Source organism: Sphingomonas sp. (assembly GCF_004799495.1).
Lineage (GTDB): Bacteria > Pseudomonadota > Alphaproteobacteria > Sphingomonadales > Sphingomonadaceae > Sphingomonas.
In genome coordinates, this window is sequence record NZ_SSMY01000008.1 from 56,895 (window position 1) to 79,613 (window position 22,719).

30 protein-coding genes are annotated in these 22,719 nt (G+C 67.0%); 18 read left to right on the plus strand and 12 right to left on the minus strand.

Annotated elements, in window-relative coordinates:
• A complete protein-coding gene (locus tag E7773_RS08120) occupies positions 1 to 702 on the plus strand; it encodes a hypothetical protein (RefSeq protein ID WP_293990102.1) in 702 nt (233 codons plus the stop codon).
• On the opposite strand, the gene E7773_RS08125 is transcribed toward E7773_RS08120, so the two are convergent.
• A complete protein-coding gene (locus E7773_RS08125; protein ID WP_293990103.1) occupies positions 699 to 2,450 on the minus strand; it encodes an asparagine synthetase B family protein in 1,752 nt (583 codons plus the stop codon). The genes E7773_RS08120 and E7773_RS08125 overlap by 4 nt on opposite strands.
• A gap of 50 nt (positions 2,451 to 2,500) precedes the next feature.
• On the opposite strand from E7773_RS08125, the gene E7773_RS08130 reads away from it, so the two are divergent.
• Positions 2,501 to 3,421 (plus strand): hypothetical protein, encoded by a 921-nt coding sequence (locus E7773_RS08130; protein ID WP_293990104.1) that lies wholly within the window; start codon positions 2,501 to 2,503, stop codon positions 3,419 to 3,421.
• Between the two features lie 48 nt (positions 3,422 to 3,469).
• Here the strand turns inward: E7773_RS08130 and E7773_RS08135 are convergent, their stop codons facing one another.
• Positions 3,470 to 3,616 carry a hypothetical protein gene (locus E7773_RS08135; protein ID WP_293990105.1) on the minus strand — a complete coding sequence of 49 codons (147 nt, stop codon included), beginning with the start codon at positions 3,614 to 3,616 and terminating at the stop codon, positions 3,470 to 3,472.
• Between the two features lie 169 nt (positions 3,617 to 3,785).
• On the opposite strand from E7773_RS08135, the gene E7773_RS08140 reads away from it, so the two are divergent.
• The gene (locus E7773_RS08140) at positions 3,786 to 5,015 is read left to right on the plus strand and encodes a putative 2OG-Fe(II) oxygenase (RefSeq protein WP_293990106.1); all 1,230 of its coding nucleotides are present in this window, start codon (positions 3,786 to 3,788) and stop codon (positions 5,013 to 5,015) included.
• A 43-nt stretch (positions 5,016 to 5,058) separates the two neighbouring features.
• Here E7773_RS08140 and E7773_RS08145 read toward each other — a convergent pair whose 3' ends face one another.
• Positions 5,059 to 6,024, minus strand: a complete 966-nt coding sequence (locus E7773_RS08145; protein WP_293990107.1) for a cation diffusion facilitator family transporter — start codon at positions 6,022 to 6,024, stop codon at positions 5,059 to 5,061.
• Positions 6,025 to 6,106: 82 nt separating this feature from the next.
• Between E7773_RS08145 and E7773_RS08150 the strand changes: the two genes are divergently transcribed.
• Positions 6,107 to 6,508 carry a nuclear transport factor 2 family protein gene (locus E7773_RS08150; protein WP_293990108.1) on the plus strand — a complete coding sequence of 134 codons (402 nt, stop codon included), beginning with the start codon at positions 6,107 to 6,109 and terminating at the stop codon, positions 6,506 to 6,508.
• Here E7773_RS08150 and E7773_RS08155 read toward each other — a convergent pair.
• The 5 genes from E7773_RS08155 to E7773_RS08175 all read right to left on the minus strand — a co-directional run bounded on the left by E7773_RS08155 (position 6,505) and on the right by E7773_RS08175 (position 9,078).
• The gene (locus E7773_RS08155) at positions 6,505 to 6,885 is read right to left on the minus strand and encodes a hypothetical protein (protein ID WP_293990109.1); all 381 of its coding nucleotides are present in this window, start codon (positions 6,883 to 6,885) and stop codon (positions 6,505 to 6,507) included. The two genes, E7773_RS08150 and E7773_RS08155, sit on opposite strands and share 4 nt — an antisense overlap.
• A gap of 131 nt (positions 6,886 to 7,016) precedes the next feature.
• Complete coding sequence (locus E7773_RS08160) at positions 7,017 to 7,586, minus strand: outer membrane beta-barrel protein (protein ID WP_293990110.1); 570 nt, start codon at positions 7,584 to 7,586, stop codon at positions 7,017 to 7,019.
• A gap of 112 nt (positions 7,587 to 7,698) precedes the next feature.
• The gene (locus tag E7773_RS08165; RefSeq protein ID WP_293990111.1) at positions 7,699 to 8,136 is read right to left on the minus strand and encodes a DUF1810 domain-containing protein; all 438 of its coding nucleotides are present in this window, start codon (positions 8,134 to 8,136) and stop codon (positions 7,699 to 7,701) included.
• 5 nt (positions 8,137 to 8,141) lie between these two features.
• Positions 8,142 to 8,591 (minus strand): pyridoxamine 5'-phosphate oxidase family protein, encoded by a 450-nt coding sequence (locus tag E7773_RS08170; RefSeq protein ID WP_293990112.1) that lies wholly within the window; start codon positions 8,589 to 8,591, stop codon positions 8,142 to 8,144.
• Positions 8,592 to 8,652: 61 nt separating this feature from the next.
• A complete protein-coding gene (locus tag E7773_RS08175; RefSeq protein ID WP_293990113.1) occupies positions 8,653 to 9,078 on the minus strand; it encodes a VOC family protein in 426 nt (141 codons plus the stop codon).
• Between the two features lie 66 nt (positions 9,079 to 9,144).
• Between E7773_RS08175 and E7773_RS08180 the strand changes: the two genes are divergently transcribed.
• Entirely contained in the window at positions 9,145 to 9,633 is a 489-nt protein-coding gene (locus tag E7773_RS08180; protein WP_293990114.1) for a 2'-5' RNA ligase family protein, read from the plus strand.
• On the opposite strand, the gene ung is transcribed toward E7773_RS08180, so the two are convergent.
• Positions 9,628 to 10,311 (minus strand): uracil-DNA glycosylase, encoded by a 684-nt coding sequence (gene ung, locus E7773_RS08185; protein ID WP_293990115.1) that lies wholly within the window; start codon positions 10,309 to 10,311, stop codon positions 9,628 to 9,630. The two genes, E7773_RS08180 and ung, sit on opposite strands and share 6 nt — an antisense overlap.
• On the opposite strand from ung, the gene E7773_RS08190 reads away from it, so the two are divergent.
• Positions 10,310 to 11,218, plus strand: coding sequence for an alpha/beta hydrolase-fold protein (locus tag E7773_RS08190; protein ID WP_293990116.1), 909 nt, complete (start codon positions 10,310 to 10,312; stop codon positions 11,216 to 11,218). The two genes, ung and E7773_RS08190, sit on opposite strands and share 2 nt — an antisense overlap.
• A 256-nt stretch (positions 11,219 to 11,474) precedes the next feature.
• Here E7773_RS08190 and E7773_RS08195 read toward each other — a convergent pair whose 3' ends face one another.
• Both E7773_RS08195 and E7773_RS08200 read right to left on the minus strand, forming a co-directional pair.
• Entirely contained in the window at positions 11,475 to 12,569 is a 1,095-nt protein-coding gene (locus E7773_RS08195) for a GGDEF domain-containing protein (protein ID WP_293990117.1), read from the minus strand.
• 92 nt (positions 12,570 to 12,661) lie between these two features.
• On the minus strand, positions 12,662 to 13,207 hold the full coding sequence (locus E7773_RS08200; RefSeq protein ID WP_293990118.1) for a peroxiredoxin: 546 nt from the start codon (positions 13,205 to 13,207) through the stop codon (positions 12,662 to 12,664).
• A 68-nt stretch (positions 13,208 to 13,275) separates the two neighbouring features.
• Here E7773_RS08200 and hisN point away from each other — a divergent pair, with 68 nt between their 5' ends.
• Complete coding sequence (hisN, locus tag E7773_RS08205) at positions 13,276 to 14,058, plus strand: histidinol-phosphatase (protein ID WP_293990119.1); 783 nt, start codon at positions 13,276 to 13,278, stop codon at positions 14,056 to 14,058.
• Between the two features lies 1 nt (position 14,059).
• Here the strand turns inward: hisN and E7773_RS08210 are convergent, their stop codons facing one another.
• Positions 14,060 to 15,130 carry a DUF3667 domain-containing protein gene (locus tag E7773_RS08210; RefSeq protein ID WP_293990120.1) on the minus strand — a complete coding sequence of 357 codons (1,071 nt, stop codon included), beginning with the start codon at positions 15,128 to 15,130 and terminating at the stop codon, positions 14,060 to 14,062.
• 77 nt (positions 15,131 to 15,207) lie between these two features.
• Here E7773_RS08210 and E7773_RS08215 point away from each other — a divergent pair, with 77 nt between their 5' ends.
• The 11 genes from E7773_RS08215 (at position 15,208) to E7773_RS08265 (ending at position 22,664) form a co-directional block, all read left to right on the plus strand.
• Positions 15,208 to 16,482 (plus strand): glutamate-5-semialdehyde dehydrogenase, encoded by a 1,275-nt coding sequence (locus E7773_RS08215; RefSeq protein WP_293990121.1) that lies wholly within the window; start codon positions 15,208 to 15,210, stop codon positions 16,480 to 16,482.
• Positions 16,483 to 16,513: 31 nt separating this feature from the next.
• Positions 16,514 to 16,789, plus strand: a complete 276-nt coding sequence (locus E7773_RS08220) for a hypothetical protein (protein WP_293990122.1) — start codon at positions 16,514 to 16,516, stop codon at positions 16,787 to 16,789.
• The gene (locus tag E7773_RS08225; protein WP_293990123.1) at positions 16,777 to 17,070 is read left to right on the plus strand and encodes a type II toxin-antitoxin system RelE/ParE family toxin; all 294 of its coding nucleotides are present in this window, start codon (positions 16,777 to 16,779) and stop codon (positions 17,068 to 17,070) included. Before E7773_RS08220 ends, E7773_RS08225 begins: the two co-directional genes overlap by 13 nt.
• Entirely contained in the window at positions 17,070 to 17,693 is a 624-nt protein-coding gene (locus tag E7773_RS08230) for a nicotinate-nucleotide adenylyltransferase (RefSeq protein ID WP_293990124.1), read from the plus strand. Before E7773_RS08225 ends, E7773_RS08230 begins: the two co-directional genes overlap by 1 nt.
• Positions 17,694 to 17,770: 77 nt before the next feature.
• Entirely contained in the window at positions 17,771 to 18,088 is a 318-nt protein-coding gene (rsfS, locus tag E7773_RS08235; RefSeq protein WP_293990760.1) for a ribosome silencing factor, read from the plus strand.
• A 101-nt stretch (positions 18,089 to 18,189) separates the two neighbouring features.
• Positions 18,190 to 18,612 (plus strand): 23S rRNA (pseudouridine(1915)-N(3))-methyltransferase RlmH, encoded by a 423-nt coding sequence (locus tag E7773_RS08240; protein WP_293990125.1) that lies wholly within the window; start codon positions 18,190 to 18,192, stop codon positions 18,610 to 18,612.
• A gap of 3 nt (positions 18,613 to 18,615) precedes the next feature.
• On the plus strand, positions 18,616 to 19,815 hold the full coding sequence (locus tag E7773_RS08245) for a peptidoglycan DD-metalloendopeptidase family protein (protein WP_293990126.1): 1,200 nt from the start codon (positions 18,616 to 18,618) through the stop codon (positions 19,813 to 19,815).
• Positions 19,816 to 19,856: 41 nt separating this feature from the next.
• On the plus strand, positions 19,857 to 21,179 hold the full coding sequence (locus E7773_RS08250; protein ID WP_293990127.1) for a S41 family peptidase: 1,323 nt from the start codon (positions 19,857 to 19,859) through the stop codon (positions 21,177 to 21,179).
• Between the two features lie 4 nt (positions 21,180 to 21,183).
• Positions 21,184 to 21,657: a disulfide bond formation protein B gene (locus E7773_RS08255; RefSeq protein ID WP_293990128.1), complete on the plus strand. Its 474-nt coding sequence runs from the start codon at positions 21,184 to 21,186 to the stop codon at positions 21,655 to 21,657.
• Positions 21,654 to 22,190 carry a demethoxyubiquinone hydroxylase family protein gene (locus tag E7773_RS08260; protein WP_293990129.1) on the plus strand — a complete coding sequence of 179 codons (537 nt, stop codon included), beginning with the start codon at positions 21,654 to 21,656 and terminating at the stop codon, positions 22,188 to 22,190. The genes E7773_RS08255 and E7773_RS08260 overlap by 4 nt, the downstream gene beginning before the upstream one ends.
• 21 nt (positions 22,191 to 22,211) lie before the next feature.
• Entirely contained in the window at positions 22,212 to 22,664 is a 453-nt protein-coding gene (locus E7773_RS08265; protein ID WP_293990131.1) for a hypothetical protein, read from the plus strand.
• The last annotated feature ends 55 nt before the right edge of the window (positions 22,665 to 22,719 follow it).

Sequence of the window (22,719 nt, forward strand, 5' to 3'; positions counted from 1 at the left end):
ATGAGCACGCTGCGCGGCGCCCTGGCGCGAGCCAAGCGCTACGTGCTCGACCCGGTAGCGCGGTCGGAACTGGTCACCCGCGTGCGGTTTGCCCGCGAAGTGCATCAGGATGTCACGCTGAGCCAGCGCGACCGCTATCCGCTGTTGTTCGGCACGGCACGCGATTTGCTGGCTGATGTGCCGGCGCCGACGATTTTGTCGTTCGGCTGCTCGGCGGGCGAAGAAGTGCTTTCCTTGCAGGACTATATCCCGGGCGCGACCATCGTGGGCGCGGAGCTCAATCGCGCCCGGTTGCGGCAATGCCGCCGCTTGCCGCCGCATCCCAACCGAATATTCGTCGAGTCGACCGCCGCCACCATCGCCGCGCATGGGCCGTATGACGCGATTTTCTGCATGGCGGTGCTGACTCGGCGGCCGCACACGGTCGAGGCGGAGAACTGGCGCTCGATCCGCGATTTTTATCCGTTCGACCGGTTTGCCGGAACGCTCGGTTTCCTCGCGTCGCACTTACGCGCGGGCGGGCTGCTGGTCGTCGAGCACACGCTCTACCGGGTCGAGGATGTCGCCGGCCTGCCGCTGCGCGCGGTCACGGGGCCGGGCACCTATCCGGCAAAGGGGCCGCGCTTCGATCCGGCGGGCGACCGGATCGAACCGCAACCGGTTGTCTCGCGCGTTTTCCGTAAGGTTGCCGACACCGGCTAGCGGCGCGTCCGCCACCATGTCAGCACTTCGGCGTTGATCGCGGTCAACTGGACCACGTTGGCGTCGCCGACATCGTTCGGCCCATGCGTCGCGATCCGTTCAAGCGCTTGGTCGAGCCAGTCGAGGTCGAGCCATTCGCCCACATCCGCGCGCCGGAACGCCGCGATCCGCGCGCGCGCTTGCGGCGCCTGCCGCTGCAGCCGGGCGATATGATCGGGCGACGCCGGCATGCCCGTGCGCCGCAGCCGGACCGAATCGGGGAGATGCCCGTCGAGCATGTGGCGCGCCGGGGCGCGATCCACTCCCTGCCGCGTGAAGAACGACAAGGGCATGCCAGCGAACAGCCGCAACAGCCGCACGTCGCGAAACGGGAAATCCATCCGCAGCGCCCCGGCGTAGAATTCGTTGGCTTGGCCGAGCGCCTTTTCGATGCCAGGCAAATAGCCCCAAGTGCCGCCCGACGGATCGGCCGGGCTCAGCGGCGGCGGTGTGGCAATCGCGTGATCGATCTCGTCGGGCAAATGCGCGAGCCGCTCGGGCGCGAGCCGGACGTGGAACGCACCGGTATCGCTCGGTGCGACCGGCGGCGGCCGGCCACGGATCATGCGCCGCGCTACCGCGCGGAGGCGCTGCGCCACCGTCGCACCGGACGCCCGGCCAGTCACGCTCATCTCGCCGTAGGTACCATTGATGAGCAGCGTCGCGCCGCGCGCGCGTGCCGCGACCTGAAAGGCTTCGGTCAGGCAGTGGCGGTTGGACAGGAACGGCCCGCCGGCACCGGCGATGATATGGTCGGGCGGACGATAGGCGTCGGCGTCGAGCGGCGGCACGACGGGGTTGAGCGCAAGACCGAGCGACGCGGCCACCACGTCGGCGAACCCGCGCTCGTCGGCGAGGCCGCTGCCCGCCGGGGCGACCGAGGTGATCAACTCCAGTGGCTGTCCCGTCGCGCGTTCTTCCGCGGCCAGGCACGCGAGCAGCGAGGAATCGAGCCCGCCGCTCAACAGTATCGCCGGCATTGCGGTGCGCGCGCTGCGTTGGCGCAGGATGCGCCGCAGCAGCAGGTCGGCCTCCGCCACCGCATCCTCGAACGTGCCGTGCCGGCGCGGTTGGGGTGCCAACACCGTCGCCATCTCATGACGAATGCCGCCGGCGGCGATGGTCACGCACTCGGCGGGCGCCAGTTGGCGCACCTGTCTGAGCATCGTGCGGCCGCCGCGCCGGCTGCGCAGATCGGCACGACCCACGCCGAACAGAAACCCTGCGGGATCGATCTCGTCGTCGACCCAGGCGAGCCGCGCGAGCCGCGCGAGATCGGGCGCGACCGCACATCGCCCCCCGGACACCGCAAAGAACACGCGGTCGCGCCGCGCCGCCGACGCCATCAACGTCAACCGCCCCGCTGGGTCCCAATCGAGCAGCGTCCATTCGCCGAACAGCAGCGCCGGCGTGTCGGCGCCGAACCGCAAAAGGGCGGCGCGCGCCAGTTCCGCAGGTGGCGTCGCGCGCGACAGCGCGAGGCGATCCGCCATCGCCTCCGGCTCGTCTAGGTCGCCCACCAGCAACGTGATTTGCCCGTTCGCGTCACTGCGATGCACTGCGGCCGGCGCTTGCTGGTCGATTCCTGCCGCCAAAGCAGCGCCCCGCGGGCCATCGACCGTCAGGCCCATCATCACAGGATCAGCGGCGGCGATCGGGCCGTCGTCGAGCTGGAACAAACCATACAGGCCGCTGATCGTCGCGGTCACCGGCCGCGCCGATCGATTGACGGTGCGAGCGAATTTCCTAGGGAGAATGAATGAACGATCCCGTCCGCAAAGCGTCCAACAGCGAGATACGCGCCGCGCTGGCCCGGCTTGCCTACGAGCACGACGAGGTGCGGATCGTCGATCCCGATCTGACCGGTTGGGAATGGCTGGTCACCACGCATCGCGGCGTCTTCGCGGTTGCCGCGGACCGTGTAAAGCTGGTGCTGCGCGGATGGTTTTTCGGCATCTGCCGGCATCGGGACCGGCTGTATGCGTTCGAGAATTGCGGGCACCGAGAGCCGGGATCGAATACCGGCCGGCTGATCCGGCTCGATATCATCGGGGGCGAGCTTACCGCGCCGCGCGTGCTGGCAACCGGGCTGCACAACAACGGTCATCAGGTTTCGGTGATCGACGGCCTGCTGTGCCTCGTCGATACCGGGAACCAGGCGATTCGCCGCTACACGCTCGATGGCGAACTCGTCGACGTAAAGCACCCGTTTCCGGTCGCCCCGTTGACCGACGAGACGGGCGCCTATCTCCACATCAATACCGTCGCCCAGGTCGGCGACCGAATCGGCCTGTTGCTGCACAACGGCAAGGCGCGGCCGGTCAAGAACAGCGAAATCGCCTGGCTCGACGAAAACTGGTCGGTCGTCGAACGCGTGTTCCTGCCCGGGCACAGCTGTCACGACATCGTCGAGGACGAGCAGGGCCGGTTGTGGCATTCCCTGTCGCGCGATGGCGACATCTTGCGGTCGGACGGCATGCGGATCCACGTCACCGACGACAAGATGACGCGCGGGATCGCGCTACGGCCGGGTGTGATGGCGGTGGGGATGTCGACGTTCGGCCCGCGTCATCTGCGCGGTACGCTGAACGGGGATATCGTGATTTTCGACCGCCGCGACTTTAGGCGGTTGCACGAAATAGAAATGCCGGCCGCGCCGGCCGACATCATCGCGATTTGAAAGCCTGCGCCCCGTCCGGCCAGCGCCGGACGGGGTCACAGCGCAAAATTACGAACGCTGGCAGTCGACGTAGGGATTGCCGCCCACGTCCGAACCGCGGTTCGGCAGCGCCGAGGTCTCGCGCACGTCCAGCTCACGGATTTCAGGTGCGATCCACGGACGCCGCGCCTCGTTGTTGTTCTTCGGCTCGTTCACAGTCCCAATCTCCCTGTTAGATTCGGTTGGTCTTTAACCCACCATAAAACATAAGTGCGGTGGATCAAAAGCATAAATCGCCGTCCGAAACAATAAGGTACATCAATCCTGCCCGATCTGATCAAACCATGGGTGACCGACGCGGGCCGAGCGTGATAGATGTTTGGCCATGTCGCGCCGCATCAACATCGAGCTCGAGACCATCAAGCACCTGACCGCGCAGGACGAACTGGCGCTTGTTCAGGCGGCATACGACCGCAATCCTTCGCCGGCGATGCGTTGGCGGCTCGCCTCGCTCCTGGTGCTGAACGACGATGCGAGGGCAGTCACCGAATTGCTGTGGGGCCGGCCCGACCTGAGCGCTCGCGAGGAAATGACGTTGGCGCAGGCGTGGCTGGCGCGCGAATCGGCAGAAGGTGACGCTGAAGCGTGCGCCGCGACAAACCGCGCCCTGCCGCTGGCGGAGCATGACGACGAACGCGCCGCCGCGCTCGCGTTGCGCGCCAAGGCCGAGACGCGGATGGGCGACCGTGACGCCGCGCGCGCCACGCTGACCGCAGCGCTGACGCTCGATCCGCACAACAAAGACGCGTGCAAACGGCTCGCCACGATCATGCTGGCGGCGGGCGAGACCGACGCGGTGCTCGCGCTCTATGACGATCTGGCGGCCAAGGGCGCCGCACATGCGCGATTGTTCACCGCCAAGGCGTTGGCGCATGCCCGCCGCGACGAGCGCGACCAAGTGCGTAGCGTGATGGGCGCAGATGCCTTCTTCCGCGCCGTCAAGCTTTCGCCACCGCCGGGCTGGGACAGTATCGAGAGCTTCAATGCGGCACTCGCCGAGCAATTGCTGGCGCACCCCGGGTTGCGCTTCGACCGCTACGGCACCGCATCCGAACTGACGTGGCGAATCGATTCGCCGCTCAGCCGCTCAGCACCCTTGGTGAAGGTGCTGCTCGACCATATCGCCGAGGCCATCAATGCGCATGTCGAGCGCGTCGGCGGCGCCGATCACCCCTGGGCCGCGGCGCGTCCCAGCGACGCCACGCTCCGCGCGTGGTGCGTCATTACCGAAAGCGACGGGTTCGAGACTTGGCACGTCCATCAGTTCGGCTGGCTGAGCGGCGCCTATTACGTCCGCGTCCCCGATTCGATCGCACGCGGCAACAGCAACGCCGGGTGCATCGCGTTCGGCCTGCCCGAGGACGTGGCGGGCGAGGAAGCGGCCGCCGCCTATGGCACCAAGGTGGTGCGGCCACAGGACGGGTTGTGCCTGATGTTTCCGTCGCACACCTATCACCGCACGTTCCCGCACGGGATGCGCGACCGGCGGATCTGTGTCGCGTTCGACCTCAAGCCGCGAATCGCGCTGGCCGACGAGGAAGCGGCGGCTGCCTGATCGCGTGGAGGGCGCTACCCGACCTAACCCATCGAAGCTGCGATCATTCCGTCGGGCGATCGCTGGAATCGGGTCTGACCAGTCCCCGCGTAGCGCCGAACTTCGTGCCGGCATCCTCGTGCGGACGGACGTAGACGCGATAGATCGCGGGGAATTCGGCGCGCAGGTCGCGCTCGATCTCATCGACGATTCGCTCGACATCGCCCGCGCCCAACCGATTGTCGAAATCGACGTTGACCGCCGCGACGATCTGTTCGGGCGCGTTGTGGAGCGTCATGATCTCGCCGATCCCGGTGACGCCGGGACGCGACACGCCGCGCCGGATGCCGTCGATCAGCACGGGATCGGCCGCCTCGCCGATGAGCAACCCCTTGGCTTCGCGCGCGAGGAAGATCGCGACGACGCCGAGCAGCAGCCCGATCAGCACAGAGGCTACCCCGTCGAAGCGCGGGTCGCCGGTCGCCTGGCTGGTCGCGAGCCCGACCGCGGCGATCAGGATGCCCGCCATCGCCGCGCCGTTTTCGAGCAGCACGATCACCGTCGTCGCGTCCTTGGTCGACACGAGCGCACCCCACCACGACTTGCCGCCCCGCGCCGCGTTGAACTCGCGAAACGCCGCGACGGTCGATCCGCCTTCCAGCAGGAAGGCGATCGCGAGCACGCCGTACGCGATCAGCGGCGACACCGCGGGCTCGGGTTCGAGGAAGTGGATCACGCCTTCGTACACCGACACCCCGGCGCCAAGCGCGAAGACGAGCAGCGCGACGACGAAGCTCCAGAAATAGAGTTCGCGCCCATACCCGCCGGGATGCGTCGCGTCGGCTGGCTTGGCGGCGCGTTTCTTGCCGTACATCAACAACAACTGGTTGCTCGAATCGACCAGGCTATGGACGCCCTCGGTCAGCATTGCCGACGATCCGGTGATCGCTGCTGCCACGAACTTGGCGACCGCGATCCCGACATTGGCGGCAAGGGCCACGATTAGCACGCGGTTGTTTTCGGCTTTCATGCTCGCGCCATAGCAGCGGGGGCGGCCTTGACCATAACATCGCGCTCTGGCCTGATCGCGCAAGGCAACAGGGGAGAGCGAGATGTCCGCGGAGAATGTCGCCGTCATCAAGGGAATCTACGATGCATTCGGGAGCGGCGACGTCGCCGGCGTGCTCGGCGCGATGAGTCCCGACATCGTGTGGCACGAGGCGGAGAATTTCCCCTATGCCGACCGCAACCCCTATGTCGGGCCGCAAGCGGTGGCGGAGGGCGTGTTCGGGCGCTGCATCACCGAATGGGACGGGTTCAACGTCCAGATGACCGACCTGATCGACGGCGGCGATCGCGTGGTGGCGCTAGGCCGCTATGGCGGCGCCTACAAGGCAAGCGGCGGAGCGATGAACCCGCAGGCCGCGCACGTCTGGACGCTCAGGGACGGCAAGGCCGTCGCGTTTCAGCAATATATCGACACGCTGGCCGTCGCGAATGCGATGCGCGGCTAGACCTGCTTGCGGCCGAAGCTGATCGCTACCGGCGCGGGCTGAACGGTCGCCGCCTCGGCGGTTTCGCCGCCGTTCTGCAATTCGGCCAGCCGTGCCGCCAGGCGCGCTTCGAACGGGTCGTCGCCGATCGTCGCACGATACGACTCGCCGCTGGTGTCGCTGACCGCGACCTCGGGGCGCGACAAGCGGCGCAGGACACCGGCCACGAGCGCAATCACCCCGATAATCAGGAAGCAGAACCCGAGCGCCGTGCCCATGCCGAGGCCGGCGGCAGTCGTCGACGATGCCGCGGCTGGCGAATTGGACGCCATGGCGGGTGTCGCGGCGAGCAGGGCGAGCGCGGCGGCCAGCGCCAGCTTCGTATCGATCGATCGCATGTTGCCTCCCCGCAATCGGGTCGGCAGGTATTTTGCCAATTCGCGGTAAAGAATCGGCTAAGGCGCGCCAGACACAAAAAGGGGCGCCCGGCGGCACCGGACGCCCCTTGTCGCTGCAATCGGTGCCCGCCTTAGAAGCGGAAGCCGACGCCGCCCGCGAGGTGGCGACGCTGCAGGTTGGTGCCGAACAGCTTGCCGTAATCGGCGTAATTGCCCTCGACCATCAGGTAGACGTTCTTGCCGAGGTTGACGTCGACGCCGATCGCGCCCTGGACACCGTCCTTGTGCGTGTCGAAGCCGTTGAGCACGCCGGTGCCGTGGAAGGCGATGCGGGCATAGCCGACCTTGGCGTAGAGCACGGTCTTGTCGCCAAGGATGAAGCCGATGCGGCCGCCGGCACCGAGGTTACCGTCTTCCTTCAGACAACCGGTCGAATCGCACAGCGAAACGCTCGAGAATTCGTAGACCGCGTACGGGCCGACGGTGACGTTCTTGGCCTTCAGGTCGAACCCGATTTCACCGCCGTACGACACCGCGCTGCCGATCTTGTAGATCGAGCCGCTGTCGCTGACGGTGGGCGTTTCGTAGCCGATACGCGCTTCGGCGCGGACACCGCTGAGCTTGGCGTTGGTGGTGTCTTGGGCAATCGCAGTGCCGGGGACACACGCCAGCAACGCGGCGAGCGCAACATACTTCTTCATACTTCCCCCAAATATTGATCAGGTGGTTAACCGGCTTGTCGCCAGAATGACGGACCGGAACGTCCCGATAAGGCGGGCCTGTTGCCACGTCCAGCGCGATAATTACGTCAATTCAATCGGATATTGATCCGCATGAAAGGAGCGCGATCGTGGCCGGATCGCGGGCGCCGTCGTAAAACGCATCGAGGCAGGTCCGATAGAGTGTACCGGTGTCGCCGACCGCGACGTCGAACAAGGTCATGCTCGAACGCAGCTTGATCGCGTCGATCCCGCCCAGGATCGCCTCCGCCGAGCGCCATCCGGCCCAGCCGAGCATCGCTTGCGTCGCGGCGGCGAGCCGTGGAGCGAGCAGCGGGTGCGCGAGATAGTTCCGCGCTTCCGCGAGGTCGGCGATCGCATAGCGCCGCGCCATCTCGCTATGCCCGAGCCCGGCGATCTGCGGGAAGACGAACCACATCCAGTGGCTGGTCTTGGCACCGCCGCGCAATTCGGCCAGCGCCCGCTCGATCACGCCGTCCTGCGCCGCGACGAACCGATCGAGCCCGCTCACGGCATCTAGGCGACTGCCGCGGCGGCCAGCTTGACCTCGCCCTCATCCTCGCCGTCCCAATAATGGATACGCGTCGCGCGGACGTGGATCATCACCAGATTGGGCGTGTCGACGCCCTGTTCGAACCAGCGGTCGAGCCCCTTCGACCAATGTTCTTCGAACCGCGCCTTGTCCTTGACCACATCGGCCTCCCCCTCGACCGCGACGAAGAACGGCCGCATCCCGAGCAGCCCGGCCTTGCCCTGAAAGGTCAGCGCAACACGCGGGTCGCGGCCGATATCGGCGACCATCAGCGACGAGCCCCAGGTGAAATAATAGCTGTCTCCGTCGTAATCGACCTCGCGGTTGTTGCTCATCGGGCGCGCCGCGATCGTGCCGTCGGGGCCGTGCGTGGTCAGCATCGTGAAGTCGATGTCGCGCATGCCTTCGGCGAGGTCCGACAGTGTCTTGGTCATCGTGGCGCTCCTGATTTAGGTCAGGAAGCCCAACGCGCGTCGCGCCTGAATCGCTCCCGCGTCAGATCCAGCCCGGCGCGTGGACCAGTTCGAGCTTGATGCCGTCGGGGTCGGCGAAGAACACTGCGTAATAATCGCCCGAATATTCCGGGTAATGCGCCGGCGGGTCGAGCACGGTGATGCCGCGATCGATCAGCAGCGCATGGAGCCGATCGACCTCGTCGCGGCTGGCGGCGCGCCACGCGAGGTGCTGCAACCCCGGCGTGTAGCCATCGTGCTTCCCCGCACTCTTCGCCGCGCGGATGCCGAGCGACGCCCCGAACGGCTCGCGCCCGCGCAGATCCCATTCGCACCCCTCGGCATCGTCCTTGACCTGCGTATAGCCGAGGAATTCGAGCACCGGACCATAGACGCGCTTCGCGGCGGCGACGTCGGTGACGCTCAGGTCGATATGGTGGAACGCGCCGCGCGCCGCCTCATCACCCACGATTCGACTCCTTCCTCGTTAGAACATATCATGAACACGTATCGAGTCGCTACCATGCTTTATATCATGATCAAACCGCCGCCCGCCACGCTACGCCGTATCTGCGGCCAACGGGCATGGTACGGGCTGGACGACAGTTATCCGGCCGACCGCCTGCACTGCACGATGCTGCGCCTGGGCCACGAGGCCGATTGGTCCGCCGCCCGGCTCGACGAGCTCAAGGGTCTTCTCGGTACCGTATCGGCCGAGCCGTTCCCGGTGAGGTTCGATTTGATCGCCGGCAATCTGCTGCGCGGCGCGAAGGGGATGCCATCGGCCGCCGCGTTTCATCGCGCGTTGCGGCAGAAAGCGGCGATGTGCGGCGTGCCGATCCCGGAATATGATTTCTGGCTGCATTTGAGCCTAGCGTATCGCGGCACGGCGATCGCGGCGGCGCGCAAGATCGATCCGATCGGCTGGACGGTCGAGGAGTTCCTGCTGATCCGCAGCGACAGGGGCCACGACCTTCTCGACCGTTGGCCATTGCGGCAACGCCAGTTCGCGCTCGCGCTATAACGTCGGCAGCGCCCAGTCGATCGGCTGCTCGCCGTGCTCGATTAGGAAGGCATTGGCCTTCGAAAAGGGCTTGCTGCCGAAGAAGCCGCTGTGCGCCGATAATGGCGAGGGATGCGGCGAGCGCAATACCAAATGGCGAGCCGAATCGACGAACGCCGCCGTCTTTTGCGCGTGGCTGCCCCACAGCATGAACACGACGGGTTTTTCGCGCGCGTTGACCAGCCGGATCACCGCGTCAGTGAAGCGTTCCCACCCGCGCCCCTGGTGCGACGCCGCCATCCCCATCTGTACCGTCAGCACCGCGTTCAACAACAGCACGCCCTGTTCCGCCCAATGTTCGAGGAAACCGTGCCGCGCGGGCGGGATGCCGAGATCGGCCTCCATTTCCTTGTAGATATTGACGAGGCTCGGCGGGATGCGCGTGCCCGGCCGGACCGAAAAGCACAGCCCGTGCGCCTGCCCCTCGCCGTGGTACGGATCCTGCCCGAGGATGACGACGCGGACCTGATCGAGCGGGGTCAGGTCGAGCGCGCGGAACCAGTCGTTCCCCCGCGGGAAGATGCGCTTGCCCGCCGCCTTCTCCGTCACCAGGAACTGGCGCAGCGCGGCCATGTACGGGTCGGCGAATTCGCCGCGCAACGGCTCGAGCCAGCTCGGATGCAGCGCGGGATCGCCCATGACCGACCTTGACCGCAGCCACCCGGCCGCTGTCAATGCATGGATGAACCGCTTGCTTCTCGCGCTCCTCGCGCTGATCGCTCCTGCCCTCGCCGCCGGCCCGGCGGACGGGCTCCAGCCCAAATTCACCGCCGCGTCGAAATACGTGTCGGCGCGCACCGTGCAAGTCTGGCTGCCGCCCGATTATGCCACGTCGAAGCGACGCTACCCCGTGATCTACCTCCACGACGGGCAGAACGTGTACGACGACCCGTCGCCCTGGTCGGGCAAGAGCTGGGCAGTGCACCGCGCGCTGGCGAAGCTGATCGCCGAGGGCAAGGTGCACCCGGCGATCCTGGTCGCGGTGTGGAATACCGACAACCGGCTGGGCGAATATATGCCGCAGGCCGCGGTGCCGCCGCTGGGCGCGAAGAGCGATCCGGCATCGGACGATCTGTTCAAGAAACTCCCCGTCGAGCGCGCGAAGATCGCGGGCGATGCGTATCTCAAATTCCTGGTCGACGAGCTGAAGCCACGGATCGACCGGCAATACCGCACGCTGCGCGGCCCTAGGGACACGATGCTGATGGGGTCGAGCATGGGCGGGCTGATTTCCGCCTATGCGCTGGTGCGCTACCCCCGCGTGTTCGGCGCGGCGGCGTGCTTGTCCACCTCGTGGCCGATCGGCGACGGCTTCGCCGAGCGCTGGTTCGAGGCGCATCTGCCGGGCCCATCGGCGCGGCTCTATTTCGATTACGGAACGGGGACCAACGATGGCACCATCGCGCCGTTCCAGACTCGGATCGATGCCGCCGCCGGAAACCGGGGCGGCCGCTGGGTCAGCCGGGCGTTCCGCGGCGCGGAGCATAGCGAGCGTGCCTGGGCCGCTCGCGTCGATATTCCCCTCACCTTCCTGCTCGGGCGGTGAGGGCTAGTCCCGGTCAGGCGACCGGGACCAGCGAGGTGGCGACGTTGATCAGGACCGCCGAGCAGATCAGCGCGCTGAATACCGAGAAGACGGCTTGGCCGGAGAAAAGACGAACCGACATGATGCAACTCCCTTCATTCGCGGTCCCGGATGATCCCGATAACCGACGCCGCAATGATTGCAGGGAGTGTGCCAGTTTTATAAGATATTGTAATTCAAGGAGATCAGAAAATCGCTCGGCCGCAAATGGCGGAAATCACGATTTTTCCGGCGTGTCTCTCGCCGATTGTTGGGATTTTTCACCATCCGCCTTGATCATGTTTCGCCCGTCGGCCTTGGCAGCATAGAGCAAGCGGTCGGCGCGGCCCATGACCGACCCCATCACGTCGCGGTCGACATAGGCGCTGACACCGCCCGAAAATGTCACCGCGCCGAGCGGAGCGTCGGTCTCGCGCAGGCGATAGCGCTTGGCGGCGACCGCGCCCCGCGCGCTGTCGAGCGTCGTCACCGCATCCTCGATCGGAACGCCGGTAAAAAGGATCGCGAATTCCTCGCCGCCGTAGCGCGCCACCAGATGGTCGCCGCACGCCTCGCGCAGCGCCTGGGCGATGACCTTGAGCACGCGGTCGCCGACCGCATGGCCGAACCGGTCGTTGACCGACTTGAAATGATCGATGTCGCATAGCGCGACGCAAATCGACGTGCCCGCCGCGCTCTCCTCGGCGAATGCGTCCTCGAAGGCGCGGCGGTTGGCGAGCCCGGTCAGCGGGTCGCGCCGCGCATCGTCGCGCGCCGCCTCCAGTTCGACGCGCAGCGCCTCGGCCTCGACCGTCGCCGCCGCCAGCCGAGCTTCGGCGGCCTGGACGCGATCGAGCATCGTCGTCGCCAGCCGCGTGATGTCCTCGACCGCTTCGCCGCTCGCCGAGCGGATCGCGTCGGCGCCGGCGAGCAGGTCGCGCCCGAACACTTGCGTTTCGGCGCGCAGCCCCGCGACGGTGTCGGCGAAATCCTCGACCTGCATCTGCGTGCGCGCGACCAGCGCCTGCATCGTCGCATTGGGCGATTCGGCCGGCGTGTCGTCCGCCTCCTCGCTGCGTTCGACCGTCGCGCCGGGCGCGATGACGGGCCCGCCCATATCCTCGATATCGCGTGACGTGAGCCGCACCCCGCCATCGGTCAACCGCGCGACGCTGACGGCGAGCGGCCCCTTGGGCTGACTCAGCACGCGGTGCGCGAAGGCGTAGTTGACCGGGTCGACGCTCAGCCGGTGGTCGGCCAGAAAGTCGCCGATCGCCGCATAAAGGCGATCGGACGGCCCGAACGGCTGACTTTTCTGCGCGGCACTGGCCACCGGTTTTCCCGTTTCCCCACTATCCCCGGCAGCGTGCATAGCCGGGAATCCGCTAAAATAGCGTTTCCGGACCTATCCGAGGGGGACGGGCGCTATTTCAGCGCGCGCACCGCCTCTAGCGTCAGGCGGACGTGGTCGGCGGCGTTCAGGTCCGAATGGACGTAGCGGATCGTCCCATCGCGCGCGATGACGTAGCTCGTGCGGTTGGTGACGGCGCGCAGTTGTTTGGTCTCGACGTCGGGCACCATGCGGCCAAGATCGACATCATACGCCTTCACCACGCGCGGCCCGGCGCTCGCCACCGCGAACTTGCCCGCGCACTTTTCCTTGCTGAACTTCGTGAGCCGCTCGACCGTGTCGGTCGACATACCGATCACGGTCGCGCCCGCCGCCTGGAATTGCGGCACGGCCTCGGAGAAATCGTGCGCTTCCTGATTGCACCCGCCGGTGTATGCCGCCGGGAAGAAATAGAGCACGACCGGCCCTTTTTTGAGCTGCTGCGACAGCGTCAGCTTGAACACCTGGCCGTCGATCGCACCGCGCGTGGTGAAATCGGGTGCCTTGGCGCCGGGCGACAGCGCGGCGAGCGCGGGAACGGCGGCGAACGCGAGCGGAAGCGCGAGAAAGCGAAGGCGCATGACGACTCTCCCTATATGGTCGCGACGCTTTCTAGACCCGCGCGTTCCACGCGGCTAGGGGCACCACGATGCGGATCACCGACGCCGATATCGCGCTCGCGGAAGCGCTTGCCGATGCCGCCGGGGCGGCGATCCGGCCGTATTTTCGAAGCGGTTTCGACGTCGAGACCAAGGACGACCAATCGCCGGTAACGATCGCCGACCGCGCGGCGGAACAGGCGATGCGCGCATTGCTCGCCGCCGAAGCGCCGCGCGACGGGATCGCCGGCGAGGAATTCGGCACCAGCGAAGGGTCGACCGGGCGGCAATGGGTGCTCGATCCGATCGACGGGACGCGCGCGTTCATCGCCGGGCGACCGCTGTTCGGCACGCTGATCGCGCTGGTGATCGACGGCTGGCCCGCGATCGGGGTGATAGACCAGCCGATCCTCAAGGAACGCTGGGTCGGCGCGGTCGGGAGGCCGACCTTGTTCAACGGCACGCCCGCCGCGACGCGCGCCTGCCGCGACCTCAAGGACGCGCTGCTCGCCACGACCTCGCCCGCCTGTTTCGGCGACAGCGAGCTCCACGCGTTCGAGCATCTCGACGCCGCGGTGCGCTCGACCATCCTCGGCGGCGATTGCTACAATTACGGCGCGGTCGCGTCGGGCCATCTCGACATCGTCGTCGAAAGCCAGCTCAAGCTTCACGACTTCGCCGCGCTCGTTCCGGTGGTCGAGGGCGCGGGCGGGCGGATGTGCGACTGGGCGGGCGACCCGCTGACCGCGACGAGCGCGGGCGACGTCATCGCGGCGGGCGATCCCGCACGGATCGACGATATTCTCGACGCGTTAGCGTGCCGCGGGCACTGACCTATTCCATCAGCCCGAGGCCGAGCAGCAACAACGCGAACAGCGTCAGCGTGATCGTTCCGAACAGCATCAGCGCAAAGGTCCGCCACAGCGCCGAGAACCAGTTGAGCGCATAGGTCCCGCGCAGCTGCGCGAACAAATGCACCGGCGGCGCGAACGCGATCATCAGGCCATAGCTCCAGCCGGGCGCGCCGATCATCATCAACAGCGTGATTGTGGTCACCAGCAGCATCATGAACGCGAGCGAATAGGTCACGAAGATCGCGTGATCGTAGAGCTTGAACTTGCGCCGCCACAGGAAGATCAGCGCGACGAACGGCACCGAGATCGGGATCAGCGCCCAACTGTATTTGTACGCCGAAGATTGCAGCTTGTAGAGCGTGAGCTCGGGGTTCTTGTTCGCCTTGCGGATGCCCTCATCGAGCGCCGGCCAGCCGGTGTTGACCTTATCGGCCATTTCCTTGCGAATGTCGTTCGGGTTCTGCGTCAGGCCGCGGCGCGCGAGCTGCATTTCCTTGATCGTCGTCTGATAGTCCTCGATATCGCCTTGGTCGTCCTCGTCGGCCTTGCCTGCGGCGACCCGTTGCTGCGCCTTGACGAGCTGAACCCGTTTTTTGGCGATCTCGCCGTCGAGCTTGGCAAGCCGCTCGGCGTTGGTCGCGGGCACCGCGGCGAGATCGAGCTCGTTGCCGCCTACCGAGTGAAAGGTCGCGAACATCAGGAAGACGAAGAACAGAAACAAAGCGAGCGGCGACACGAACCGCGCGCGCTCGCCGTCGATGTAGCGCCGCGTCAACTGGCCCGGATGCGCCACGAGCATCGGGATCGTGCGCCACACCTTGCCTTCGAAATGGAACACGCCGTGGAGCAGGTCGTGCCCGATCGAGGAGAGCGTTTTGTGGACGTGCCCGTTCTGGCCGCACGCGTGGCAGAAGGCACCGATCAGCGCGGTCCCGCAATTGAGGCACACGCCGTGCGCGACGCCACCGTTCTCCCCCGCGCGTGGCTCGACCGCCCGGCCCAGCAAGGCGCCAGTCGCGATATCGCCGGCCGCTTCCATTCCCCCAGTCATGGCGCGCTGGATAGCATTGGGTGCCCGAAAGGCGATACCGTTTTGGCATGCCGCATAGCCATGATAGCGGGGAAGCCATGGCAACGATCGTCGATGTCGAACTCGATCCCGTCGCGTTGATCGCGGCGCTGGGCCGCAACGCGCGAGTCGCGGCGGCCACACTCGCGCAAGCCGCGACCGCCGACAAAGCGCGCGGGCTGGTCGCGATGGCGCAGGCGATCCGCGACGCCGAGCCCGAAATCCTCGCCGCCAACGACCGCGACATGGCGAGCGCCACCGTCGCCGGCCTGTCGAGCGCGATGCTTGACCGGCTCAAGCTCACGCCCGAACGCGTCGCGGCGATGGCCGACGGGGTCGCGACGATCGCTACACTGCCCGATCCGGTCGGCGACGTGATCGATAGCACGACCTCCGCCAACGGCATCGAACTGTCGCGCGTGCGCGTGCCGATCGGCGTGATCGGGATCGTCTACGAAAGCCGCCCCAACGTCACCGCCGACGCCGCCGCGCTCTGCCTCGGCGCGGGCAACGCCGCGATCCTGCGCGGCGGATCCGAAGCGGTGATGAGCAACCGCGCGATCCACGCCGCGATCGCCGCTGGCCTCGCGGATGCCGGGCTGCCGGTCGACGCGGTCCAGCTCGTCCCCGTGACCGACCGCGCCGCGGTCGGCGCAATGCTGGCGGGCGAGGGCGTGATCGACATGGTCGTGCCGCGCGGCGGCAAGGGGCTGGTCGCGCGCGTCCAGGCCGAGGCGCGCGTTCCCGTGCTCGCGCACCTCGACGGGATCAACCACGTCTTCGTCCACGCCTCCGCCGACCCGGCAATGGCCGAGGCGATCGTCGTCAACGCCAAGATGCGCCGCACTGGAATTTGCGGCGCGATGGAGACATTGCTGATCGATCGCGCCTATCCGTACGCCGCCGACGTGATCGGCGCGCTGGCGGTCTCAGGCTGCGAGGTGCGCGGCGATGCCGCGGCGCGCGCGCTGGATTCCACGATCGGCAGCGCCGCCGCGAGCGACTGGGACACCGAATATCTCGAAGCGATCGCTAGCGTCGCGATCGTCGATGGGCTCGACGGCGCGCTCGCGCACATCGCCGCGCACGGCTCGCACCACACCGACGCGATCGTCGCCGAAGACGCTACGGTCGCCGAAGCCTTCCTCGCCCAAGCCGATAGCGCGATCGTGCTGTGGAACGCCTCGACCCAGTTCGCCGACGGCGGCGAGTTCGGGCTGGGCGCGGAAATCGGCATCGCCACCGGGCGCCTCCACGCCCGCGGCCCGGTCGCGCTCGAAGGGCTGACGACGTACAAATGGGTTGGGCGGGGGACGGGGCAGGTACGACCTTGATGCCAGGTGAAACCGCCTTTAGATTCGTGACATGAACAAACCCGGCGCCATTCCTGGGACGATCACGGCTTCGATCGATGCGGAGACGCTCGCGATCGTCGAGCAACTCGCTCAACAGCGCGGTATCACCAGCGCTGAATTTGCATCGGAAGCTGTCCGGCGAATCGCGGAAAGCGAAGCTGACTTCCGCGCATTCATCCAGGTCGGCATTGATGCCGCCAACCGCGGCGATTTAATTCCGCACGAAGAGGTAATGGCGGAACTGGACGCGATGATCGAGAAGCATCGCGCTCGATGTTCCAAATAGATTGGACCGGTCCAGCGCTCGGTGACCTGCGTGAGATCGATGCTTGGCTGGAACGAGAGGCAAGCCCGGAATTTGCTCTGCGAACGCTTGCAACGATCCGCTTCCGGGCACGGTTTCTGGAAAATTTTCCTCGGGGCGGCCGACCATTTCGTGACGGTTTGCGAATATTGAGGGTGTTCGATACCCCATACCTTATTCGCTACCGCATTTTGACAGACACCAGGTCGGTGCAAATCCTGCGCATTCATCACGAGCGTGAGGATTGGCAGATCGAAATCTGATGCGCATCGGTCTCCTCGGCGGGTCGTTCAACCCCGCGCACACCGGGCATCGCGCGATCAGCCTGGCGGCGATCGAGGCGCTGGGGCTCGACCAGGTGTGGTGGCTGGTCTCGCCCGGCAATCCGCTCAAGGACAAGGCGACCGACATGGCGCCGTTCGCGGTGCGCTTTGCGTCCGCGCGGCGGATGGCGGCGCATGCGCCGATCAAGGTCTCCGCGATCGAGGAACGGCTCGGCACGCGCTACACCGTCGACACGCTCGCCAAGCTCCAACGCCTCTATCGCGGGCACGAATTCATCTGGCTGATGGGCGAGGACAACCTCCTCACTTTCGACCAGTGGAAGGGTTGGCGCCATATAGCGAAGTCGATCCCGATTGCGGTCATCGCGCGGCCCGGCTATGATCATGCCGCCCGGGCGTTTCCCGCTTTGGGTTGGTTGCGGCGCTTCTTCCGGCCCGTATACCAGGCGAAGAACTGGACGACGTGGAGATTGCCAGCCCTCGTGCTGCTGCGTTTTCGCCCTGATCCGACCTCCGCAACGCGGCTGCGTGCAGCCGATCCCGGCTGGCAGCGTTTGTATATGCGCCGCCCCCCGGACCACGACCATCCACCCACACCCTAGGAACCGACTTGGCCACATCTCCCAATGCGTACCGTTCGTCCGATGCCGAAAGCGTCGAGGCGCTGCACCAGCTCGTCATGGCAAGCCTCGACGACGATCAGGCGGTCGACACGATCTCGATCCCGCTCGCCGGCAAGTCGTCGATCGCCGATCACATGGTGATCGCGAGCGGCCGCTCGACGCGGCAGGTCGCGTCGATGGCGCAGAAACTGGCGGAAAAGATCAAGGCGGAGACCGGGCGGAGTGCGCGGATCGAAGGCTTGCCGACCGCCGACTGGGTGCTGATCGACGCGGGCGACGTGATCGTCCATCTGTTCCGTCCCGAGGTCCGGACGTTCTACAATCTCGAACGGATGTGGGCGTTCGGCGACGCGCCGACGCCGCTCGCGCACTGATATCACCCTCTTCCCCGTTCGTGTCGAGCGTAGTCGAGACACGGCCACGAGCGACGGGTAAGCGTGTATCGACTTCGCTCGACACGAACGGAGGTGGATAGATGCTCCTCCATATCATCGCGCGGGGACGCATCGGGCGGAGTCCCGAAGCCGAGTTGGTCGACCGCTATCTCAGGCGCGTCGCATGGCCGACGAAAGTCACCGAACTTCCCGATGCCGGCGGCAAGATGCCGGCCGTCGAGCCGCAGACCAGGATCGTCCTGCTCGACGAGACCGGCGACACGCCGGGATCGGTCGCGTTCGCCGACAAGCTCGGCAAGTGGCGCGACGACGGGGTGCGCGAGGTGCGCTTCCTGATCGGCGCGGCGGACGGATTTGGCGATGCGGAGCGCAAGGCCGCCGACTGGCTGGTGTCGTTCGGCCGGCTGACCTGGCCGCACATGCTCGCGCGCGCGATGCTGGCCGAGCAATTGTGGCGCGCGACGTCGATCCTTGCCAATCACCCGTATCACCGCGAAGGATAGCGTATGCGGTATGCGCTGATCCCCGTCGCCCTCGCCCCGTTCGCGGTGGCGCTGCTGGCGAGCGCGGGGAATGCGCAGACCGATCCGGCGCCCGAGATCGCCGACCAGCAGCGCCGGCTGGTCGAGGCGCGCGCGCAGTCGCAGGCCGCGGCGGAGCGCGCCGCCAGGCTCGACGCCGCCGCCGATGCCGAGCGCGATCAGGCCGCCAAGGCATTGGCGCAGGAACAGGCGCTCGCCGCCAAGGTTCAGCAGGCGCAGGCCGATATCGTCGCGGCGACCGCGCGGATCGCGCTGGTCGACCGGCTGCTGAGCGACCAGCAGGCGACGCTCGCGGTCCAGCAGGGGCCGATCGCCCGCCTCGTGTCGGCGCTCTGCTCGCTTGCGCTGCGCCCGAGCGCGGTCGCCGTGATGCAGCCCGGGTCGGTCGCCGACCTCGTCCATGTCCGCGCGGTCCTCGGCAGCACCTTGCCCTTGGTCCAGGCGCGCACTGCGGGGCTACGCGGCGAGCTCGACCGCACGCGCCGGCTGCGCGCCGACGCTTTGCTCGCGGCGCAGAGCCTAACCGACGGGCGGCGGCGATTGGAGAGCAACCGCGTCGCGCTCGCCCGGCTCGAGGCCGAGCATCGCCTCAAGTCGCAGAACTTCAGTCGCAGCGCGCTCGCCGAGAGCGACCGCGCGATCGGGCTGGGCGAACGCGCGCGCGACCTGGTCGACCAGATGCAGGTGACCAGCGACGCCGCGACGACGGGCCGCGCACTCACGCAATTGCCCGGCCCGCTTCCCCGCCCCAAGCAGCCCGGCGAGATCGCCCCTGCCGCGCTCCCCTGGACAACCGTTTCCGCGCCGTGGCGACTGCCGGTTTCGGGCAAGCTCGTTACCGGGTTCGGAGAGGTGTCAGACGCCGGCGTGACCTCGCGCGGGCTGACCTTCGCGGTCGCGGGGCAAGCCGACGTGACGGCGCCCGCCGCGGGCAAGGTGGTCTATGCCGGGCGCTTCCGCGATTACGGCAATGTCGTCATCATCGATCACGGCGGCGGCTGGACGACGTTGGTGTCGGGGCTCGGCGACCTGTCGGTGAAGCTCAACCAAACCCTCGCCCAAGGCGCCCCGATCGGCACCGCGCAACCCGGCGACGACCGCCGCGTCACCGTCGAGCTGCGCCGCAAGGGCCGCCCGGTGGACCCTGTCGCGCTGACCGGCTAAACACTCCTCGACCTCTATCCCCGATCGGACCGCTACCTCCCATGGCTCGTGCATTTTCCTGGCTTCAGGCGACCGCCATCGCCGGCGCGATCGCGCTCGTTCCCGCCGCCACCTCCGCCACCGCCGCGTCGGACAGCGACACCTATCGCGAGCTCGACAAGTTCATGGAGGTCTTCAACCGCGTGAAGACGTCCTATGTCGACAAGGTCGACGACAAGACACTCGTGCGCGGCGCGATCGACGGGATGCTCGCGAGCCTCGACCCGCACAGCTCCTACGTCGACGCGGTCGATTTCCAGAACATGCAGATCCTGACCACCGGCAATTACGGCGGGCTCGGCCTGACCGTCACGATGCAGGACGGCGCGGTCAAGGTGATCGCCCCGCAGGAGGACACGCCGGCGTACCGCGCGGGGATCAAGTCGGGCGATTACATCACGCACATCGACGGCCAGCTGATCTATGGCGAGAGCCTCGACGAAGCGATCACCTCGATGCGCGGCGCGCCGGGCACTAAGATAGCGCTGACGCTCGTCCGCCCCGGCCGCGACAAGCCGATCGAGGTCAGTCTGGTGCGCGAGATCATCGTCCAGAAACCCGTCAAGTGGGAGGTCAAGGGCGACGTCGGCTATATCAACATCAACACCTTCAGCGAGAATACCGGCGCAGACACGCGCGCTGCGATCGCGGGCATCGACAAGGCGCTGGGGCACAAGCCGATCGGCTATGTCGTCGACCTGCGCGACAATGGCGGCGGGTTGCTGAGCCAGGCGATCGAAGTGTCGGATGCGTTCCTGTCGGACGGCGAGATCGTCAGCCAGCGCGGACGCGAAAAGGCCGATATCGAACGCTATTTCGCGAAGCCCGGCGACGACGCCGCGGGACTGCCGGTGATCGTACTGGTCAATGCCGGCACTGCGAGCGCCTCCGAAATCGTCGCCGGCGCGCTGCAGGATCATCACCGCGCGCTGATCATGGGTGAGCGGTCGTTCGGCAAGGGATCGGTCCAGACCCTGCTCCAGCTCGGTCCCGACAGCGCGCTCCGGCTCACCACCGCGCGCTACTTTACGCCGTCGGGCCGGTCGGTGCAGGAAGGCGGTATCCGCCCCGACATCGCGGTGCCGCAGATCTCCGACCCCGATTACAAGTCGCGCCCCGTCTTCCGCGAGGCCGATCTGCGCAAGCATCTGGTCAACGAGGTCAAGGCCGACAACGTCATCCTCGAGGAGGACACCAAGCCCGACCCGCGCTTCACCGCGACCCCGGACGAGCTCAAGAAGCGCGGCGTGACCGACTTCCAGCTCTATTACGCGCTCCAGACGCTCGGCCGGCTGACGCGCGGCCCCGCGATGGCAAAGCGCTGAGGCAATGGTGACGAACGTTACAAAGGCGCGCGCACTGGCGCTGCTTATCCCGGCGGGGCTGCTCGCCGGCGCCTGGGGGTCGCAGCTGATCGGCCACCTCTATCCGTGCGAGATGTGCCACTGGCAGCGCTGGCCGCATTATGCCGCGCTGGTCATCGCCTTGCTCGCGTTCGTGCCGCGTAGCCCCGTGCGGCTGCTCGTCGCGCTCGCCGCCATTGCCATCGCGGTCAGCGGCGCGATCGGCGTCGCGCACGCCGGGGTGGAATATCATTGGTGGAACGGCTTCACGCCCTGCACCACGACGTTCAGCGGCAGCGGCAGCCTGATCGACCAGATGATGAAGGCGCCGATCATCCGTTGCGACGTGGCGCAATGGAAACTGTTCGGCATTTCGCTTGCCGGGTTCAACGCGATCATTTCGCTGAGCGGCGCGCTGGCGGTGTTTTACTTCCTCTTCAAACGCGACCGCGCGGGATGAGCGGCTGGCGCCCCGGCGATCGCCGTCCGGCGACCGACGCGATGGTCCGCGTCGACCAGGCCGGCGAATATGGCGCGATCCGCATCTATGCCGGGCAGCTTGCGGTGATGGGCGACCGCAGCCCCGCCGCGCGCGAGATCGCCGGGATGGCGCGGCAGGAGGAACGCCACCGCGCCTTCTTCGACGCGATGATGGCGCGGCGCGGCGTGCGCCCGACGCTGCTCCAGCCGTTCTGGAGCGCCGCGGGGTTCGCACTCGGCGCGGTCACCGCGGCGATCGGCCCCGAAGCCGCGATGGCGTGCACCGCCGCGGTCGAGACCGAGATCGACAAACATTATTCAGAACAGCTTCAGGTGCTGGGCGATAGCGACCCGGAATTGTCGGCGGCGATCGCGGAGTTCCAGGCCGAGGAGGTCGAGCATCGCGACACCGCGATCAAGCATGGCGCGGAAAGCGCGCCGGCCTATCCGCTGATGTCGGCGGCGATCCGGCTGGGGTGCCGGCTGGCCATCGCCACCGCCAAGCGGATATAGGTTGGCGAGGAGGAGACGGGGATGAAGTTCGTCATCGCATTGCTGGCCGCGAGCATCGCTGTGCCGACAGCCGCGCAGACCGTGTCAGGCCCGGGCGTGCCGCCGGCCGCCAAGCCGAGCGAGCCTGGCCCTGTGTCGAAAAACGCGCCGATCAACGGCGTGCTCGTGCTCTACGGCAACGAACGCTGCCCGACCGACGCCAACGGCGCGGAAATCGTCGTCTGCACGCGCCGCGACGCCGCCGAGCAGTTCCGCATCCCCAAGGATCTGCGCGATTTCAAGATCACGCCGGAGAACCGCAGCTGGGCCATGAAGGCGCAAGGCATCCTCGACACCGGCCAGGCGGGGATCGGGTCGTGCTCCGCGGTTGGTCCCGGTGGCGGCATCGGCTGCGCGCGGCAGCAGTTCAAGGAATCGAAGGACGTCGACAAGGAGCGCGACGCCGACGAGAAGGAAGGCCAGCGGACCAACTGACCGTCGGGAGAATTCAGACTTCCGCCATTACGAGCGTAGTGAAGCAATCCAGCCA

What these genes read in the sequence shown, in the direction of transcription:
- E7773_RS08150 (WP_293990108.1), top strand. Translation starts at nt 6,107, where the DNA reads ATGTCCGCGGAGAATGTCGCCGTCATCAAGGGAATCTACGATGCATTC.
- E7773_RS08255 (WP_293990128.1), top strand. Translation starts at nt 21,184, where the DNA reads ATGGTGACGAACGTTACAAAGGCGCGCGCACTGGCGCTGCTTATCCCG.
- E7773_RS08230 (WP_293990124.1), top strand. Translation starts at nt 17,070, where the DNA reads ATGCGCATCGGTCTCCTCGGCGGGTCGTTCAACCCCGCGCACACCGGG.
- E7773_RS08170 (WP_293990112.1), bottom strand. Translation starts at nt 8,591, where the DNA reads ATGACCAAGACACTGTCGGACCTCGCCGAAGGCATGCGCGACATCGAC.
- E7773_RS08265 (WP_293990131.1), top strand. Translation starts at nt 22,212, where the DNA reads ATGAAGTTCGTCATCGCATTGCTGGCCGCGAGCATCGCTGTGCCGACA.
- E7773_RS08220 (WP_293990122.1), top strand. Translation starts at nt 16,514, where the DNA reads ATGAACAAACCCGGCGCCATTCCTGGGACGATCACGGCTTCGATCGAT.
- E7773_RS08240 (WP_293990125.1), top strand. Translation starts at nt 18,190, where the DNA reads ATGCTCCTCCATATCATCGCGCGGGGACGCATCGGGCGGAGTCCCGAA.
- E7773_RS08215 (WP_293990121.1), top strand. Translation starts at nt 15,208, where the DNA reads ATGGCAACGATCGTCGATGTCGAACTCGATCCCGTCGCGTTGATCGCG.
- E7773_RS08210 (WP_293990120.1), bottom strand. Translation starts at nt 15,130, where the DNA reads ATGACTGGGGGAATGGAAGCGGCCGGCGATATCGCGACTGGCGCCTTG.
- E7773_RS08180 (WP_293990114.1), top strand. Translation starts at nt 9,145, where the DNA reads ATGATCAAACCGCCGCCCGCCACGCTACGCCGTATCTGCGGCCAACGG.
- E7773_RS08145 (WP_293990107.1), bottom strand. Translation starts at nt 6,024, where the DNA reads ATGAAAGCCGAAAACAACCGCGTGCTAATCGTGGCCCTTGCCGCCAAT.
- E7773_RS08160 (WP_293990110.1), bottom strand. Translation starts at nt 7,586, where the DNA reads ATGAAGAAGTATGTTGCGCTCGCCGCGTTGCTGGCGTGTGTCCCCGGC.
- E7773_RS08245 (WP_293990126.1), top strand. Translation starts at nt 18,616, where the DNA reads ATGCGGTATGCGCTGATCCCCGTCGCCCTCGCCCCGTTCGCGGTGGCG.
- E7773_RS08260 (WP_293990129.1), top strand. Translation starts at nt 21,654, where the DNA reads ATGAGCGGCTGGCGCCCCGGCGATCGCCGTCCGGCGACCGACGCGATG.
- E7773_RS08155 (WP_293990109.1), bottom strand. Translation starts at nt 6,885, where the DNA reads ATGCGATCGATCGATACGAAGCTGGCGCTGGCCGCCGCGCTCGCCCTG.
- E7773_RS08120 (WP_293990102.1), top strand. Translation starts at nt 1, where the DNA reads ATGAGCACGCTGCGCGGCGCCCTGGCGCGAGCCAAGCGCTACGTGCTC.
- ung (WP_293990115.1), bottom strand. Translation starts at nt 10,311, where the DNA reads ATGGGCGATCCCGCGCTGCATCCGAGCTGGCTCGAGCCGTTGCGCGGC.
- E7773_RS08200 (WP_293990118.1), bottom strand. Translation starts at nt 13,207, where the DNA reads ATGCGCCTTCGCTTTCTCGCGCTTCCGCTCGCGTTCGCCGCCGTTCCC.
- E7773_RS08140 (WP_293990106.1), top strand. Translation starts at nt 3,786, where the DNA reads ATGTCGCGCCGCATCAACATCGAGCTCGAGACCATCAAGCACCTGACC.
- E7773_RS08130 (WP_293990104.1), top strand. Translation starts at nt 2,501, where the DNA reads ATGAACGATCCCGTCCGCAAAGCGTCCAACAGCGAGATACGCGCCGCG.
- E7773_RS08190 (WP_293990116.1), top strand. Translation starts at nt 10,310, where the DNA reads ATGACCGACCTTGACCGCAGCCACCCGGCCGCTGTCAATGCATGGATG.
- rsfS (WP_293990760.1), top strand. Translation starts at nt 17,771, where the DNA reads ATGGCAAGCCTCGACGACGATCAGGCGGTCGACACGATCTCGATCCCG.
- E7773_RS08250 (WP_293990127.1), top strand. Translation starts at nt 19,857, where the DNA reads ATGGCTCGTGCATTTTCCTGGCTTCAGGCGACCGCCATCGCCGGCGCG.
- E7773_RS08225 (WP_293990123.1), top strand. Translation starts at nt 16,777, where the DNA reads ATGTTCCAAATAGATTGGACCGGTCCAGCGCTCGGTGACCTGCGTGAG.
- hisN (WP_293990119.1), top strand. Translation starts at nt 13,276, where the DNA reads ATGCGGATCACCGACGCCGATATCGCGCTCGCGGAAGCGCTTGCCGAT.